At 74.7% G+C, this 13,171-nt stretch carries 12 protein-coding genes; 1 reads left to right on the forward strand and 11 read right to left on the reverse strand.

All coding sequences use genetic code 11. The features are described 5' to 3' along the window. Window positions 1-9 precede the first annotated feature (9 nt). A complete protein-coding gene (locus tag HC251_RS12085; protein WP_219945532.1) occupies window positions 10-2,436 on the forward strand; it encodes a hypothetical protein in 2,427 nt (808 codons plus the stop codon). A 12-nt stretch (window positions 2,437-2,448) separates the two neighbouring features. Here the strand turns inward: HC251_RS12085 and nusB are convergent, their stop codons facing one another. From nusB to HC251_RS12140, 11 genes are all read right to left on the reverse strand, one after another. Further along, entirely contained in the window at window positions 2,449-2,862 is a 414-nt protein-coding gene (gene nusB, locus HC251_RS12090; protein ID WP_219945533.1) for a transcription antitermination factor NusB, read from the reverse strand. Next, entirely contained in the window at window positions 2,855-3,415 is a 561-nt protein-coding gene (efp, locus tag HC251_RS12095; protein ID WP_219945534.1) for an elongation factor P, read from the reverse strand. The genes nusB and efp overlap by 8 nt, the downstream gene beginning before the upstream one ends. A 32-nt stretch (window positions 3,416-3,447) precedes the next feature. Continuing rightward, complete coding sequence (locus HC251_RS12100; protein WP_370651295.1) at window positions 3,448-4,536, reverse strand: M24 family metallopeptidase; 1,089 nt, start codon at window positions 4,534-4,536, stop codon at window positions 3,448-3,450. A 29-nt stretch (window positions 4,537-4,565) separates the two neighbouring features. After that, window positions 4,566-5,069, reverse strand: a complete 504-nt coding sequence (locus HC251_RS12105; RefSeq protein WP_219945536.1) for a type II 3-dehydroquinate dehydratase — start codon at window positions 5,067-5,069, stop codon at window positions 4,566-4,568. Further along, window positions 5,056-6,066, reverse strand: a complete 1,011-nt coding sequence (locus tag HC251_RS12110; RefSeq protein ID WP_255566700.1) for a 3-dehydroquinate synthase — start codon at window positions 6,064-6,066, stop codon at window positions 5,056-5,058. The genes HC251_RS12105 and HC251_RS12110 overlap by 14 nt, the downstream gene beginning before the upstream one ends. Continuing rightward, complete coding sequence (locus HC251_RS12115; protein ID WP_219945538.1) at window positions 6,063-6,713, reverse strand: shikimate kinase; 651 nt, start codon at window positions 6,711-6,713, stop codon at window positions 6,063-6,065. Before HC251_RS12115 ends, HC251_RS12110 begins: the two co-directional genes overlap by 4 nt. Next, window positions 6,706-7,893 carry a chorismate synthase gene (gene aroC / locus HC251_RS12120; protein WP_219945539.1) on the reverse strand — a complete coding sequence of 396 codons (1,188 nt, stop codon included), beginning with the start codon at window positions 7,891-7,893 and terminating at the stop codon, window positions 6,706-6,708. The genes HC251_RS12115 and aroC overlap by 8 nt, the downstream gene beginning before the upstream one ends. A gap of 296 nt (window positions 7,894-8,189) precedes the next feature. Continuing rightward, window positions 8,190-8,981 carry an A24 family peptidase gene (locus HC251_RS12125; protein WP_219945540.1) on the reverse strand — a complete coding sequence of 264 codons (792 nt, stop codon included), beginning with the start codon at window positions 8,979-8,981 and terminating at the stop codon, window positions 8,190-8,192. A 45-nt stretch (window positions 8,982-9,026) separates the two neighbouring features. After that, window positions 9,027-10,163 (reverse strand): DUF459 domain-containing protein, encoded by a 1,137-nt coding sequence (locus HC251_RS12130; RefSeq protein WP_219945541.1) that lies wholly within the window; start codon window positions 10,161-10,163, stop codon window positions 9,027-9,029. Continuing rightward, the gene (locus tag HC251_RS12135) at window positions 10,160-11,752 is read right to left on the reverse strand and encodes a glycoside hydrolase family 5 protein (protein ID WP_219945542.1); all 1,593 of its coding nucleotides are present in this window, start codon (window positions 11,750-11,752) and stop codon (window positions 10,160-10,162) included. Before HC251_RS12135 ends, HC251_RS12130 begins: the two co-directional genes overlap by 4 nt. Continuing rightward, complete coding sequence (locus tag HC251_RS12140) at window positions 11,752-13,167, reverse strand: MBOAT family protein (protein ID WP_219945543.1); 1,416 nt, start codon at window positions 13,165-13,167, stop codon at window positions 11,752-11,754. The genes HC251_RS12135 and HC251_RS12140 overlap by 1 nt, the downstream gene beginning before the upstream one ends. Window positions 13,168-13,171 lie beyond the last annotated feature (4 nt).

Below are 13,171 nucleotides of genomic sequence, written 5' to 3' on the forward strand. Positions count from 1 at the left end.
GACCTGGTCATGAGCTCGACGCCGCCATCGGACGACCAGCCGACGCCGGCCTGGCCCAGCCCCCGCCGCCCGGCGGGCCCGACCCCCCCACCCCCACCCCCGGCGTCCCCGCCGACGATCCCGGTCGGGTCGCCCCCGGGCGCCCCGGCCCCCGGCTCCCCTCCCCCGCCCCCGAGCCCCACCGCCCCGGCCTACGGCTCACCGCCGCCGCCGGGCCCGGCCGTCCCACCGCCCCCTCCCTATGGGCCCCCGGGTGCGCCCGGCGGCCCCCCCGCGGCCCCGACCCCTCCGGGGTGGGCCGCCCCGCCCGGCCCGACACCCCCACCGGGGACGCCGGCCCCGGCCCGCTCGCACACCGGTCTGGCCCTGGCCCTCGTCGCCGTCGGCGTCCTGGCGGTGGCGGCCGTCGGGTTCCTCGTCGTGCGGGCCGCCACCGGCGGCGGCGGGGGTGCGTCGAGCCCCGAGGCCGCGGTCGAGGAGCTGGCCGAGGCGCTCGAGGCCGAGGACCCCATCGCCGCCCTCGACGCCATGGACCCCGGCGAGGTCGAGGCCCTCACCGACGTGGTGGAGTCGGCCTCGGAGCGGGCCGCCGAGCTCGGGTTCTCGCCCGAGGAGAAGACCTTCGGCGGCGTCGACATCGGCCTCACCGGCACCCGGTACGAGGTCGACGAGCTGGGCGACGGCGTCGCCCGGGTGACCATCGTCGAGGGGTCGGCCCGCGTCAGCATCGACCGGGACGGCCTCGGCGAGGTGACCGGGGCGATCGTCGACGCCGAGGACCCCGAGTCCGACACCACCACGCTCGACGCCTCCGACCTGGCGGTCGAGGGCGACGAGGGCGAGGTCGAGCCCTTCGTCATGACCGTCCGACGCGGCGGGGGCTGGTACGTCAGCCCGACCTACACCGCGGCCCAGTACGCCGTCGACCTCGTCGGCCTGGCCGACCCGGACGTCCCCGGCCCCGACGCCGGGGAGGGCGCCGACAGCCCCGAGGCGGCCATCGAGGCCGTGCTCCTGGGCGCGGCCGGGGCCGACGGCGACGCCGTCGGCGACCTGGTCTCGGGCGAGACCGGCGAGGCCGTCCGCACCTACCGCGGTGCCCTCGAGGAGTGGGTCGGCGAGGGCATCGAGGACTCCTCGGCCGAGATCGACTCGCTCGAGACCGAGGTCGCCAACCGCGACGCCGGCGGCCGGCGCGTCGTCGTCACCGAGCTCGAGGGCCGGGTCGAGTGGACGAACGCCGATGGCGAGAGCGGGGAGTCCACCGTCGCCTGGGACGGCACCTGCCTCGACGTCACCGACGCCGACACCGGCGACGGCGACGAGATGGACGCCGCCGCCCCCGAGTCCGCCTTCTGCCTCACCGAGGCCTGGGGCCGTCTGGGTGTCGACGAGCTGGCGGTCGTGGTCGTCGAGGAGGACGGCGGCTGGCGGGTGGACCCGCTGGCCACCGTCACCGACTACGCCGCAGCCATCGTCCCCGAGCTGACGCAGAGCCACGTCCTCCGGGTGCTCGGCATCCCCGAGGCGGCCGAGCCGACGGCGGAGATCAGCGCCGGCGAGCCCACGACGGTGGAGCTGGACGAGGCCGGCGTGGCCGTGCTCTCGGCGACGATCGCCGAGGGCGAGCGCTTCACCGTCACCACCGAGGCCGAGGGTGAGGGCGAGATCGGTGCCTACCTCGTCGCCCCCGACGGCGACATCGACCCCGCCTTCACCATCGTCGAGCCCGAGGTGGCCGGCACCTACGAGCTGGTCGTCTTCACCGAGGCCTGGGCGCCGAGCGAGGTCACCGTCGGCCTCAGCACCGTGCAGGAGGAGCCCATCGCCGTCGGCGACGTCGTCGACGGCGAGCTGGCGTCCGGCAGCGAGGTCGTCGAGTACGCCGCCGACCTCGACGAGGACACGTCCTACGCCGTCGGCTTCGACAACGACGAGCTGGGCCTCGAGGTCATCGACCCCGACGGCCTGGCCCTGGAGCTCACCGAGGACGACGACCCCGACTCCAACGTCCGGACCTTCACCACCGGTGACGCGGGCACCTACCGGATCCGCGTCGACGGCGGCGACGACCGCTCACCCGGCACCTACGGCCTGACGCTCGACGAGGCCGTCCCGTTCGTCCTCGGCGACGGCACCACGGCGACGGCGCAGGGCCAGATCGACGGGCCGTCGGACGAGCAGTTCATCGACCTCGAGGTCCGGGGCGGCGCGTCCGTCGGCGTCACCGTCACCACGACCGCCCCCGGCTTCGACATCGTCGTGATCCTCCGGGACCCGATCGACGACACCGAGATCGAGCGCTACGACGACCGGGGGCCCGGCGAGGCCGAGTCGATCATCTTCACCCCGGACGTCGACACGACGTGGCGCATCTCGGTCGTGGGGCGCAACGACAGCACCGGCGCCTTCACCGTGGAGGCCTTCGAGGAGTGACGGCGACCCGGCTCAGGCCCCGCGCTGCTCGGAGGCGACGGCGGCCAGCACCCCGTTGACGAAGCGACCCGAGTCGTCGGTCGAGAAGCGCTTGGCCAGCTCGACGGCCTCGTTGATGATCACGTTCGGCGGCACGTCGGGCCGGTGGCACAGCTCGTAGGACGCCATGCGGAGGATGGTGCGATCGAGGGCGGGCATGCGCTCGACCGTCCACCCCCGGGCGTGGCGGCCGATGATCTCGTCGAGGGCGTCGCGGTGGTCGGCGACGCCGGTGACCACGTCGGCGGCGTACTCGTCGACCTCGATGGGCTGGGCGTCGAGCACCGCGGTGCCCGGGGTGTCCTTGGCCTCGGCCTCGTAGAGCAGGCCGAGGGCCCGCTCGCGCGCCTCGCGCCGGGACCCCACCCCGCCGGGGCGGTCAGGCACGGGTGATGTACTCGCCGGAGCGGGTGTCGACCTTGAGGGCGTCGCCGATGTTGACGAACAGCGGGACCTGGAGGGTGTGGCCGGTCTCGAGGGTCGCCGGCTTGGTGGCGCCCGAGACGCGGTCGCCCTGGATGCCGGGCTCGGTGTCGGCGACCTTCAGCTCCACGGCCGCCGGCAGCTCGCTGCCCACGATCTCGTCGCCGTGCATCTGGAGCTCGACGGTGGCCCCGTCGACCAGGAACTTGGCCGTGTCGCCCAGGGCGGCGGGGCCGACGTGCAGCTGCTCGTAGGAGGCGTTGTCCATGAAGACGTAGTCGTCGCCGTCGCGGTAGAGGTACTGCATCTCGCGCTTGTCGATGGTGACCCGCTCGACCTTCTCCCCGGCCCGGAAGGTCTTCTCCACCACCGAGCCGGTGCGGACGTTGCGCAGCTTGGTCCGGACGAAGGCGGGGCCCTTGCCCGGCTTGACGTGCTGGAACTCGACGACCTGGAGGAGCTTGCCGTCCTGGTCGAGGACCATGCCGTTCTTGAGGTCGTTGGTGGTGGTGGCCATCGGTGTTCCTCGTGGTGGGGATCTGGCGCGCCTCAGGCGGGCGCGGGGCTGGGGTCCTTGGGGGCGAGGGTGAGGGTCGAGCACCCCTCGTCGGTGACGACCACCGTGTCCTCGATGCGCACGCCGCCGTGGTCGGGGAGGTAGACCCCGGGCTCGACGGTGACGACGTGGCCGGCTGCGAGTGTAGCGGTGGAGACCCTCGAGACCCGAGGGTCCTCGTGGATCACCAGCCCCACCCCGTGGCCGGTGCCGTGCCCGAAGGCATCGGCCCAGCCCGCCTCGGCGATGACGTCGCGGCAGGTGCGGTCCACCTCGCGCGCCTCCACCCCGGCCCGCACGGCGGCCACGCCGGCCTGCTGGGCGGCGAGGACGACGTCGTACATCCGCTGCTGGGTCGCCGTGGCCTCGCCCACCATGAACGTGCGGGTCATGTCGGAGTGGTACCCGTCGACCAGGGCCCCGAAGTCGATGACCACGAGGTCCCCGTCGACGATGCGCCGATCGCCCGGCCGGTGGTGCGGTCGGGCCCCGTTGGGGCCGGAGGCCACGATCGTCTCGAAGCTGACGCCGTCGGCACCCAGGCGGCGCATCTCGGTGTCGAGGGCGAAGCCCACCTCGGTCTCGGTCGGCCCCCCGTTGAGCATGGGGGCGATGGTGACCAGGGCGGCGTCGGCGAGGGCCGCGGCCCGGGCCAGCCGGGCCACCTCCCCGGCGTCCTTGACCTGCCGGGGCCCCTCGACCACGCCGTCGGTGGCGACCAGGTCCGCCGTCCACGGCGCGCCCGCCACCCGCCGCTGGTCGGCCCACGAGATGGAGGCCGCCTCCAGGCCGAGGCGGATGGGGCCGGCCGCGGCGGCGAGCGTCGCGTCCTGCTCCTTGATCGTGGCGCCGACGGCGACCTCGGCGACGGCGCCGCACGCGCCGATCTGGTCGGGCGCCTGGACCGCGTAGCGGCCGTCGGTGACGAGCAGCATCCGCTCGGCCGTCACCAGGAGGCGGCCCGCCGACCCGGTGAAGCCGGTCAGGTACCGCACGTTGCTGAGATCGGTGACCAGCAGGGCGTCGATGGCGGCGGCGTCGAAGCCGGCCCGCACCCGGTCGGCCCGGCCGGCCACGTCCATCGGCGGCAGCGGCGTGGCGAGGTCGGCCGTCACGACGGCTCCCCGGCGGCACGCTCCGCCTCGGAGCCGTTCCCTGCATCCCGGGCCAGAAGGCCGGCGGTGGCATCGAGGGCGAGGCGGTAGCCGTCACCGCCGAAGCCGGCGACGGTGCCGGCGGCGACGGGGGCGATCACCGAGGTGTGCCGCCAGGGCTCGCGGCCGCCCGGGTTCGAGAGGTGGAGCTCGACGACCGGCCCGTCGAAGGCGGCCAGGGCGTCGTGCAGCGACCAGCCGTAGTGGGTCAGGGCGCCGGCGTTGATCACGATGGCGGCGGCCCGCCCCCGGGCCCCGTGGATCGCCTCGACCAGCTCCCCCTCGTGGTTCGACTGGAGGTGCTCGACCACCAGGCCGTGGCGCTCGCCCTCGGCGGTGGCGGTGGCCACATGGTCGGCCAGGGTGGCGGTGCCGTAGATCTCGGGCTGGCGCTCGCCGAGGAGGTTCAGGTTGGGCCCGGAGAGCAGCAGCACGGTGCGGGCGTCGTCAGGTGGGGGCACGGCACGCCTCCAGGGCGTCGAGGAGCAGGGCCCGGTCGGCGACGGCGACCGGCTCGACCCCGTCGGGACCGTCGAGCACGAAGGTCACCCCGCGGACGGCCTTCTTGTCCCGGCTGAACAGGTCGACGAGGCGCTGCGGGTCGAGCCCGGCGGGCACGGCGAGGGGCAGGTCGTAGCCGGCGACCACCCGGCGGTGCTCGGCGACCCGGTCGTCGTCGATGCGCCGGAGGCGGCGGGCCACCTCGGCGGCGTAGACGAGGCCCACGGCCACGGCCTCGCCGTGGCGCAGGTCGTAGCCGCCCTCGGTCTCGATGGCGTGGGCCAGGGTGTGGCCGTAGTTGAGGATCGCCCGTCGCCCGCCCTCGCGCTCGTCGCTGGCGACCACGTCGGCCTTGCAGCGGACGCAGGCGGCGACGGCCTCGTCGAGGGGCAGGTCGGGCAACCGGTCGACGCCGAGGAAGGCGTACTTGGCCATCTCGCCCAGGCCCGAGCGGTACTCGCGGGGCGGCAGGGTGCCCAGCACCTCGGTGTCGCACAGCACCGCCGAGGGCTGCCAGTAGGCACCGACGAGGTTCTTGCCCTCGGGCAGGTTCACGCCGGTCTTGCCCCCGATGGCGGCGTCGACCTGGCCGAGCAACGTGGTGGGCACGTGCACCACGGGCACGCCCCGGTGGTAGACCGCGGCCACGAACCCGGCCACGTCGGTGACCACGCCGCCGCCCACGGCGACCACCACGTCGCCCCGGGTGAACCCCCACTGGGCCAGGTCGCGGCACAGGTCCTCGACGGTGCCCAGGTGCTTGGCGTCCTCACCCTCGCCGATGGTGAAGACCTGGTGCTCGACGCCGGGGTCGACGTCCCACCCGATGGCCTCCTGGGTCACGACCGCGGCTCGGCGCACGCCGACGGGCAGCAGCTCGAGCAGCCGGTGGCGGGCGCCGGCCCCCACCAGGACGGGGTAGCTCCGCTCCCCCAGCGGCACCTGCAGCTCGATCACGACCCCACCCCCTGCGAACTCGGTGGTGGATGTGGGACGTTCGTCCCACATCTGCCACCGAGTTCGCCGGCGGTCTCGGCGGTCTCGGCGGCCTCGGCCTGGGTGATCAGCTCGGCGAGGCGGGCGGCCAGCTCGCGCTTGGGCTTGTCGTGGGCGACCCGGAACGGCTCGACGTCGACGGTGAGGGCGGCCACCTCCTCGTAGAGCGGCGTGCGGGCCTCGGCCAGACGGGTCAGGGCGGCGACGGGGTCGTCGTCGAGCAGGGGCCGGTGGCCCGGCTTCTGGGCCACGCGGGAGGCGAGGTAGGGCACGCCGGCCCGCAGCCAGACGACCAGGGCCCGGTCCCGCAGCAGGTCCCGGGTGCCGGGGGCGAGGACGGCGCCCCCGCCGGCGGCCACGACGGCCGGGCCCGGGGCGGACAGGAGGTCGGCGAGCAGGTCGGCCTCGGCGGCGCGGAACGCGGCCTCGCCCTCGGCGGCGAACCAGTCCCGCACGCTGCGGCCCGAGCGGCGGACGAGCTCGTCGTCGGCGTCGACGAAGGGCCGGCCGAGCCGCTTGGCCAGGCGGCGGCCGACGCTGCTCTTGCCGGCGCCGGGCATGCCGACGAGGACGATCGGGGCGGGCGGTGGCGCCGCCTGCTCAGCCAAGGGGGCTGTCCCGGAGGGCGGCCAGGTAGGCGGCCCGGTTGCGGCGGGTCTCCTCCACGGTGTCGCCACCGAACTTGCGGGCGACCTCGTCGGCCAGCACCAGGGCCACCATCGTCTCGGCCACCACGCCCATCGCCGGGACGGCGGTGACGTCGGTGCGCTCCTTGAACGAGACCGTCTCCTCCTTGGTGAGCACGTCGACGGTGCCGAGGGTGGGCCGGTTGAGCGACGCCAGGGGCTTCATGGCCACCCGGGCGATGACCGGCTCACCCGAGGACATGCCGCCCTCGACGCCGCCGGCCCGGGCGCTGGTGCGCGGGTAGGTGCGGGCGTCGGGGTCCCAGGTGATCGGGTCGTGGGCCTCGCTCCCCCGCCGGGCGGCCACGTCCCAGCCGTCGCCGATCTCGACGCCCTTGACGGCCTGGATGCTCATCAGGGCGGCCGCCAGCTTGGCGTCGAGCTTGCGGTCCCAGTGGACGTGGCTGCCGAGCCCGGCGGGGACGCCGTGGGCCACGACCTCGACGACGCCGCCGAGCGAGTCCCCGTCCTTGGCCGCCTCCTTGATCCCGACGACCATCGCCGCCGAGGCGTCGGGGTCGAGGCAGCGGACCTCGTCGGCGTCGATCTGCTCGAGGTCGGCGAGGGTGGGAGCGGGCCGGGGCGGAGCGGCCACGGCGCCGATGCGGACCACGTGGGACACGATGTCGACCCCGAGGGTGGCCAGCCACAGCTTGGCCAGCGTCCCGGCCACGACCCGGGCCGCCGTCTCGCGCGCCGAGGCCCGCTCGAGCACGTCGCGCGAGTCGACGAAGCCGTACTTCTGCATGCCGGCCAGGTCGGCGTGCCCCGGGCGGGGCTGGGTCAGCGGCTGCTGGGTGGGGCCGTCCTCGGCCCGCACCGACATCTCCCGCTGCCACTTGTCGGGGTTGCGCTCCCACTCGGTGTTGGCGATCTCGACGGCGACGGGCGAGCCGAGCGTCCGCCCGTGGCGGACCCCGCCCAGGATCCGCACGTCGTCGACCTCGAAGCGCATGCGCGGGCCCCGGCCGTAGCCGAGCCGGCGGCGCCGCAGCTCCTCCTGGATGGCCTCGACGGTGACCTCGAGCCCGGCCGGGAGGCCCTCGACGATCACGACGAGGGCCGGGCCGTGGGACTCGCCGGCGGTCAGGAAGCGGAGCACGTGCCGAAGTTACCCGCCGCCCCCTCCCCCTCCCGCAGCGATCCCCTCCGTCCACCCCCTCGCCGGCGCGACGGCCCGGCGCGCCAGCCAGACGACGCCCGAAGTGCGACGCCCCGGATCTCCCGCGGAGAGGCCCGGCCCGGCGCAGCCGCTGGGGGGCGCGGGGGGTCTCCCCCCGCAGAGGGGCCGTGGCGCCGAGGGACGAGGCGTCCGGCTCCGGGAGGACCTTCGGCGCGAACGCAGCGAGCACCTCGAGCTCGAGGAAGGAACCGAGCGCAGCGAGGTTCCTGACGAGACTAGAGCCACGCCGGGATGTCGATGAGGTAGCTGTCGAGGAGGGGGTCGGAGAAGAGGAGGGCGAGGACGCAGCCGAGGGCGAGCCACGGGCCGAAGGGGAACGGCTCGCTCTTGCCCCGGCGGGCGACCAGGACGAGGAGGCCGACCACGATCCCCAGGCCGCAGGCGATGATCAGCGAGAACAGGATCAGCACGGGGTGGAGCCACCCGAGGAACAGCCCGAGGAGGAGGGCGAGCTTCACGTCGCCCAGGCCCATGCCCCTCGGCATGACGAAGGCCGGGACGCCGAGGAAGGCGCCGTAGGCGACGCCCCCGAGGACGGCCATGCCCACCCGGGTGGGGTCGCCCTCGAGCGCGGACGCGGCCGCGATCAGCACGACCGACGCACCGAGCACCGGGAAGGTGATCTTGTCGAGGAGCCGGTACAGCTCCAGGTCGATCACCGACTGGGCCAGCAGCGTGGAGACCAGCACCAGCATCGGGACCAGGGCCCACGACGGGCCGAAGCGCAGACCGGCGCCCACCCACAGCACGGCGTTGGCCAGCTCGACGAGCGGGTACCCGGCGGGGATGGGCTCGCCGCAGCTGCGGCACCGGCCCCGCAGCAGGATCCAGGAGAGCACCGGGATGGCGTCGCGCCTCCGGATCGGGGTCTCGCACTCCGGGCAGCGCGACGGGCCGAGGAGGGAGTCGCCGTCGGGCAGTCGCACGATCACCACGTTGAGGAACGCCCCGACCACCAGGCCCCCGAGGCCGAGCCCGACGAGGCCGACGACCGGCATCTCTCCCATCGGCGGCACCCTATGGCGCGCCCGCGACCGCCCCGGTGATCTCCGTCAGCCCGGCGGCTCCACGGGCGGCGCCCCGCCGACCTTGACCTCGTCGACCACCTCGAGGATGGCGTCGGCGAGGAGGTCCGCACCGCCGCGGTCGAGGTGGATGCCGTCGCCCTGGCGGAGGGCGACGTCGCCCGCGGTGGCCTGGTACTCCCCGCCGTCGGGGCTGAGGACCGGGCGGCTGTCGAGGAACCGGACCCACGGCCGCGAGGCGGCCTCCTCCTCGTAGATCGCGTCCAGGGCCCCCATGCGGGCGTCGAAGCCCTCGTCGCGCATGCGGGGCTGGCCCACCCACACCACGAGGCGCCCGTCGCCCTTCAGCAGGTCCATCACCACGCCGACCCGGCGGCGGTACTCGGCCTGCCACCGCTCGTCGTCGGGTTGGACCGCCTCGCCGTCGACCTCCATGCCCTGGGAGTCGTTGGCCCCGAACATCACCACCACGACCTCCGGGTCGCCGGGGAGGACCTCCTCGGTGAGGTACGCAGGCCAGTCGAAGAAGTCGGGGCGGGTCAGGCCCGAGCTGACCTGGGCGTGGGTCGTGAGGGCGATCTCGGGCCGCGACGTCACCGCCTCGGCGGCCGACTGCTCCAGCTCGATGGTCATCGAGTCCCCGCCCAGCCACATCCGCAGCGGGTCGGCCGCCGTCGGCACCCGGGTGGTGATCGCGGGCGCGGTGGTGCCGGACGGTGTCGTCGTGGTGGCGGTCGTCGAGGGGGCGACGAAGGCGTCGGAGCCGCTCTCGACGTCCTCGGAGCAGTCCTGGCTGTCCTTGTCGGCCGCGTCGCGGATGGCCGAGCGGACGTCCTTGAGGCGGGTGAGGTCGCCGATGGCGCACACCGGGGCCACCGCGGCACGGGCCACGTCGCGCTTCCAGCCCACGGGCTGCCGGTTGGCCAGCTCGAAGAGGCCGTCGGCGTTGAGCACGGCGGCGAGCAGGAGGGCGATCGCCCCGATGGCCAGGACGCGCCCGGCCGGCTGCGGCTGCGACCCGGCCAGGGCGTGGTACTGGAGCGAGCGGGGCTCGGACCGGGGCCGGGGCGTCGCCCCGGGCGGGGGCGCGGTCTCGTGCTGCTCGCCGTGGGGGTCGGGGTGGGCGGGCCGACCAGCACGGGGGTCGGGAGGGGTCGGCGTCATCGGACCTCGAGCTCGTAGGGCGAGTCGACGACCTCCACGGTCGCGTACCAGCCACCGGGGACGGGGGTCAGGGCCGGTTCGCCCAGGCCGTCGCCGGTGACGTCGGGTCGCTCCTCCCCCGGGATCCACACGACGAGGTCGCGCCCGGTGGCGAGGTCGTCCTCGATCACCCCGTGGAGCGTGAGCGTGCCGCGGTCGGCGTCCGAGGCCAGGTCGGTGATCCGCCCGGGGGCCGCCCGCGGGTAGGCCCGGCCGACGACCCGCAGGAGCTCCTCGTTGGGCCCGGTGTCGGCGTCGGCCGGGCAGGCCACGTCGTTCAGCTGGACCTGGGTCTCGGCCGCCACCCCGCCGGGCACCCCGAGGGCGTGGGGGTCGCCGCACCACTGCCGCCACTGCCAGTGGGCCCCGCCGACGACGGCGTCGTCCTGGGCGGCGGCGAACCGGCGCTGGAGGTCCCGCGACGCCTCGTCCACCCCGGCCACGCCGTGCTCGCCGACCCAGAGCGGCCAGCCCCGCTCGGCGGCGGTGGCCACGCCGGCCCCCACCACCTCCTCCCCGGTGGCCGCCCCGACGTCGGCGTGGGGCGCGAAGGCCAGCTGGTCGTCGAGCGCCAGGGGGTCGGCCGGCATCTGGCCGGGCTGGGGGTAGAGCCGCAGCGGCTCGACGAACACGACCCGCGCCGGGGCGCCGGCGTCGGCCTCGCCCGCCCGCACCTGGGCGAGGGCGGCCTGGAGGAGCTCGGTGTAGCGGGCGGGCGCCAGGAACGGGTCGACAGGGCTGGGCTCGTTGAGCAGGTCGTAGCCGACGACCGCCGGGGTGGGGCCCAGGGCGGCGACGAGCTGGCGCCAGGTGGCGACGAAGGCGTCGCGGATGCCCTCCCGGTTCTCGTAGAAGGCGGTGAACGCGGCGCGCACGGCCGGTGAGCCGTCTCGGTCGCCGAGCGGCCGGCAGGTGTCGGCCCCGTCGGTGAGGGTCGCCCACTGCGGTGCCCCGTCCCACCCGATGGCGGGCTCGGTCAGCGGCGGGCAGACCGTGCCCGGAGGGGTGGCGATGAACTTGCTCCACGCGTCCTGGTGCATGTCGATCACGGTGTAGATCCGCCGGGCCGCGGCGGCCTCCACGGCGGCGGTGATGCGCTCGACGTAGGCGGGGTCGATCTGGCCGCGGACCGGCTCGATGGCGGACCACGAGACGAGGAGCCGCACCACGCCGAAGCCGTGGGCCGCCATGGCATCCCAGTCGTCGTCGGTCGGAGGCCGGGTCGGCGCGAGGGCGGGGTCGGCCTGGTGGTAGTCGACGAGCGAGCTGAGGTTGGCGCCGCGGAGGAGGACCTGCCGCCCCGTCCCGTCCACGAACACCCGTCGGCCGCCGACGGAGGCGACCCGGACGGGCGTCAGCTCGGGGAGCGCGCCCGACGCCGTGGTGGCCCGGTCGTCGACGGCGGTCGCCGGGGCCCCCTCGTCGGGTGGGGTGCCGCCGTCGTCGTCGTCGGTGCAGGCGCCGGTGGCCACGACGGCGAGCACCAGGGCGATCCGCACCAGGGCGGCGCGCCCTCGCCGGCGGGGTCGGGGGTGGGGGCCGGTGCGCATCAGAACTGGAAGTAGATGAAGGGCGGGACGCCCTCCGGTCCGAGGGCGTCGATCAGCAGGAGCCCGCCGGCCAGGGCGAGGGCCTGCAGGGCGGGGACGGCCCGGGAGAAGGCGGCCTGGACCTGGTCGACCCAGTCGGTCGGGACGAACTGCGAGGCGATCGAGATGGCGATGACGAACAGGAGCATCGGGGTGACCGCCGAGCCGATGCCCGGGGCGGCGACGAGCCGCCACAGCAGCTCGAAGGCGTGCCCGAAGGACTCGGCCCGGAAGAACACCCAGCCGAGGCACACGACGTGGAAGGTGATGGCCCACCGGATCACCGGTGACCAGCGCCCGGGCACCTTGCCGGCCGCGGCCCGGGCCTCGAGGATGCGCCGCTCGGCGCCGAGGGCGATGCCGTGCAGGGCCCCCCACACGAGGAACGTCCAGGCCGCCCCGTGCCAGAACCCGCCGATGAGCATGGTGAGGAACAGGTTGAGGTCGCGCCGGTTGGGCCCGCCCTTGTTGCCGCCGAGGGGGATGTAGAGGTAGTCGCGCAGCCAGAACGAGAGCGTCATGTGCCACTTGCGCCAGAAGCCCTGCATCGAGGTGGCGGCGTAGGGGGCGTCGAAGTTCTGCGGGAACCGGAGCCCGAGCAGGAGGGCACAGCCGATGGCGATGTCGGTGTAGCCGCTGAAGTCGGCGTAGATCTGGACGGCGTAGGCGTAGACGGCGATCAGGATCTCGAAGGACCGGTACTGGCCGGGGACGGCGAAGACGTCGTCGACGATGGCGGCCGAGACGAAGCTCGAGATCACGACCTTCTTGAAGAGCCCGGCCATGATCAGCCGGAAGGCCAGAGCGCTGTTGACCTTCCGGGGGTCGGCGCGCTGGCGCAGCTGGGGCAGGAGCTCCCGGGCCCGGACGATCGGCCCGGCGACGAGGTGCGGGAAGAACGACAGGTAGACGGCGAAGTCGAGCAGCGGTGACGGCTCGGCGTCGCCCCGGAACACGTCGATGACGTAGCTGAGGGCCTGGAAGGTGAAGAACGAGATGGCGACCGGCAGCACGATCTGGAGCGGCACCCAGCCGGTCTCGATCCCGACGGCGCCGAGCGTCCCGGTGACCGACTCGATGAAGAAGTCGGTGTACTTGTAGTAGCCGAGCACGCCGAGGTTGACGAGCACGGCGAGGGCGAGGATGGGCTTGCGTCGGGCCTCGTCGGGTTGGCGGTGGATCGCCAGGGCGAACGCCTGGTTGGCCAGGATCGAGAACCCCAGGAGCAGGCAGTAGACCCACTCGAAGGCCCCGTAGAACACGAAGCTCGCCGCCAGCAGGAACCACCGCCACGGCTGGGGGTGCGGGCGGAGCAGCCAGCTGACGACGAACACCCCGGAGAAGAACAGGGCGAACTCGAAGGTCGGGAACAGCACGCGC

The sequence above is a fragment of the Iamia sp. SCSIO 61187 genome, assembly GCF_019443745.1.
GTDB lineage: Bacteria > Actinomycetota > Acidimicrobiia > Acidimicrobiales > Iamiaceae > Iamia.

What these genes read in the sequence shown, in the direction of transcription:
- HC251_RS12085 (WP_219945532.1), top strand. Translation starts at nt 10, where the DNA reads ATGAGCTCGACGCCGCCATCGGACGACCAGCCGACGCCGGCCTGGCCC.
- efp (WP_219945534.1), bottom strand. Translation starts at nt 3,415, where the DNA reads ATGGCCACCACCACCAACGACCTCAAGAACGGCATGGTCCTCGACCAG.
- HC251_RS12100 (WP_370651295.1), bottom strand. Translation starts at nt 4,536, where the DNA reads ATGGACGTGGCCGGCCGGGCCGACCGGGTGCGGGCCGGCTTCGACGCC.
- HC251_RS12125 (WP_219945540.1), bottom strand. Translation starts at nt 8,981, where the DNA reads ATGGGAGAGATGCCGGTCGTCGGCCTCGTCGGGCTCGGCCTCGGGGGC.
- HC251_RS12130 (WP_219945541.1), bottom strand. Translation starts at nt 10,163, where the DNA reads ATGACGCCGACCCCTCCCGACCCCCGTGCTGGTCGGCCCGCCCACCCC.
- HC251_RS12135 (WP_219945542.1), bottom strand. Translation starts at nt 11,752, where the DNA reads ATGCGCACCGGCCCCCACCCCCGACCCCGCCGGCGAGGGCGCGCCGCC.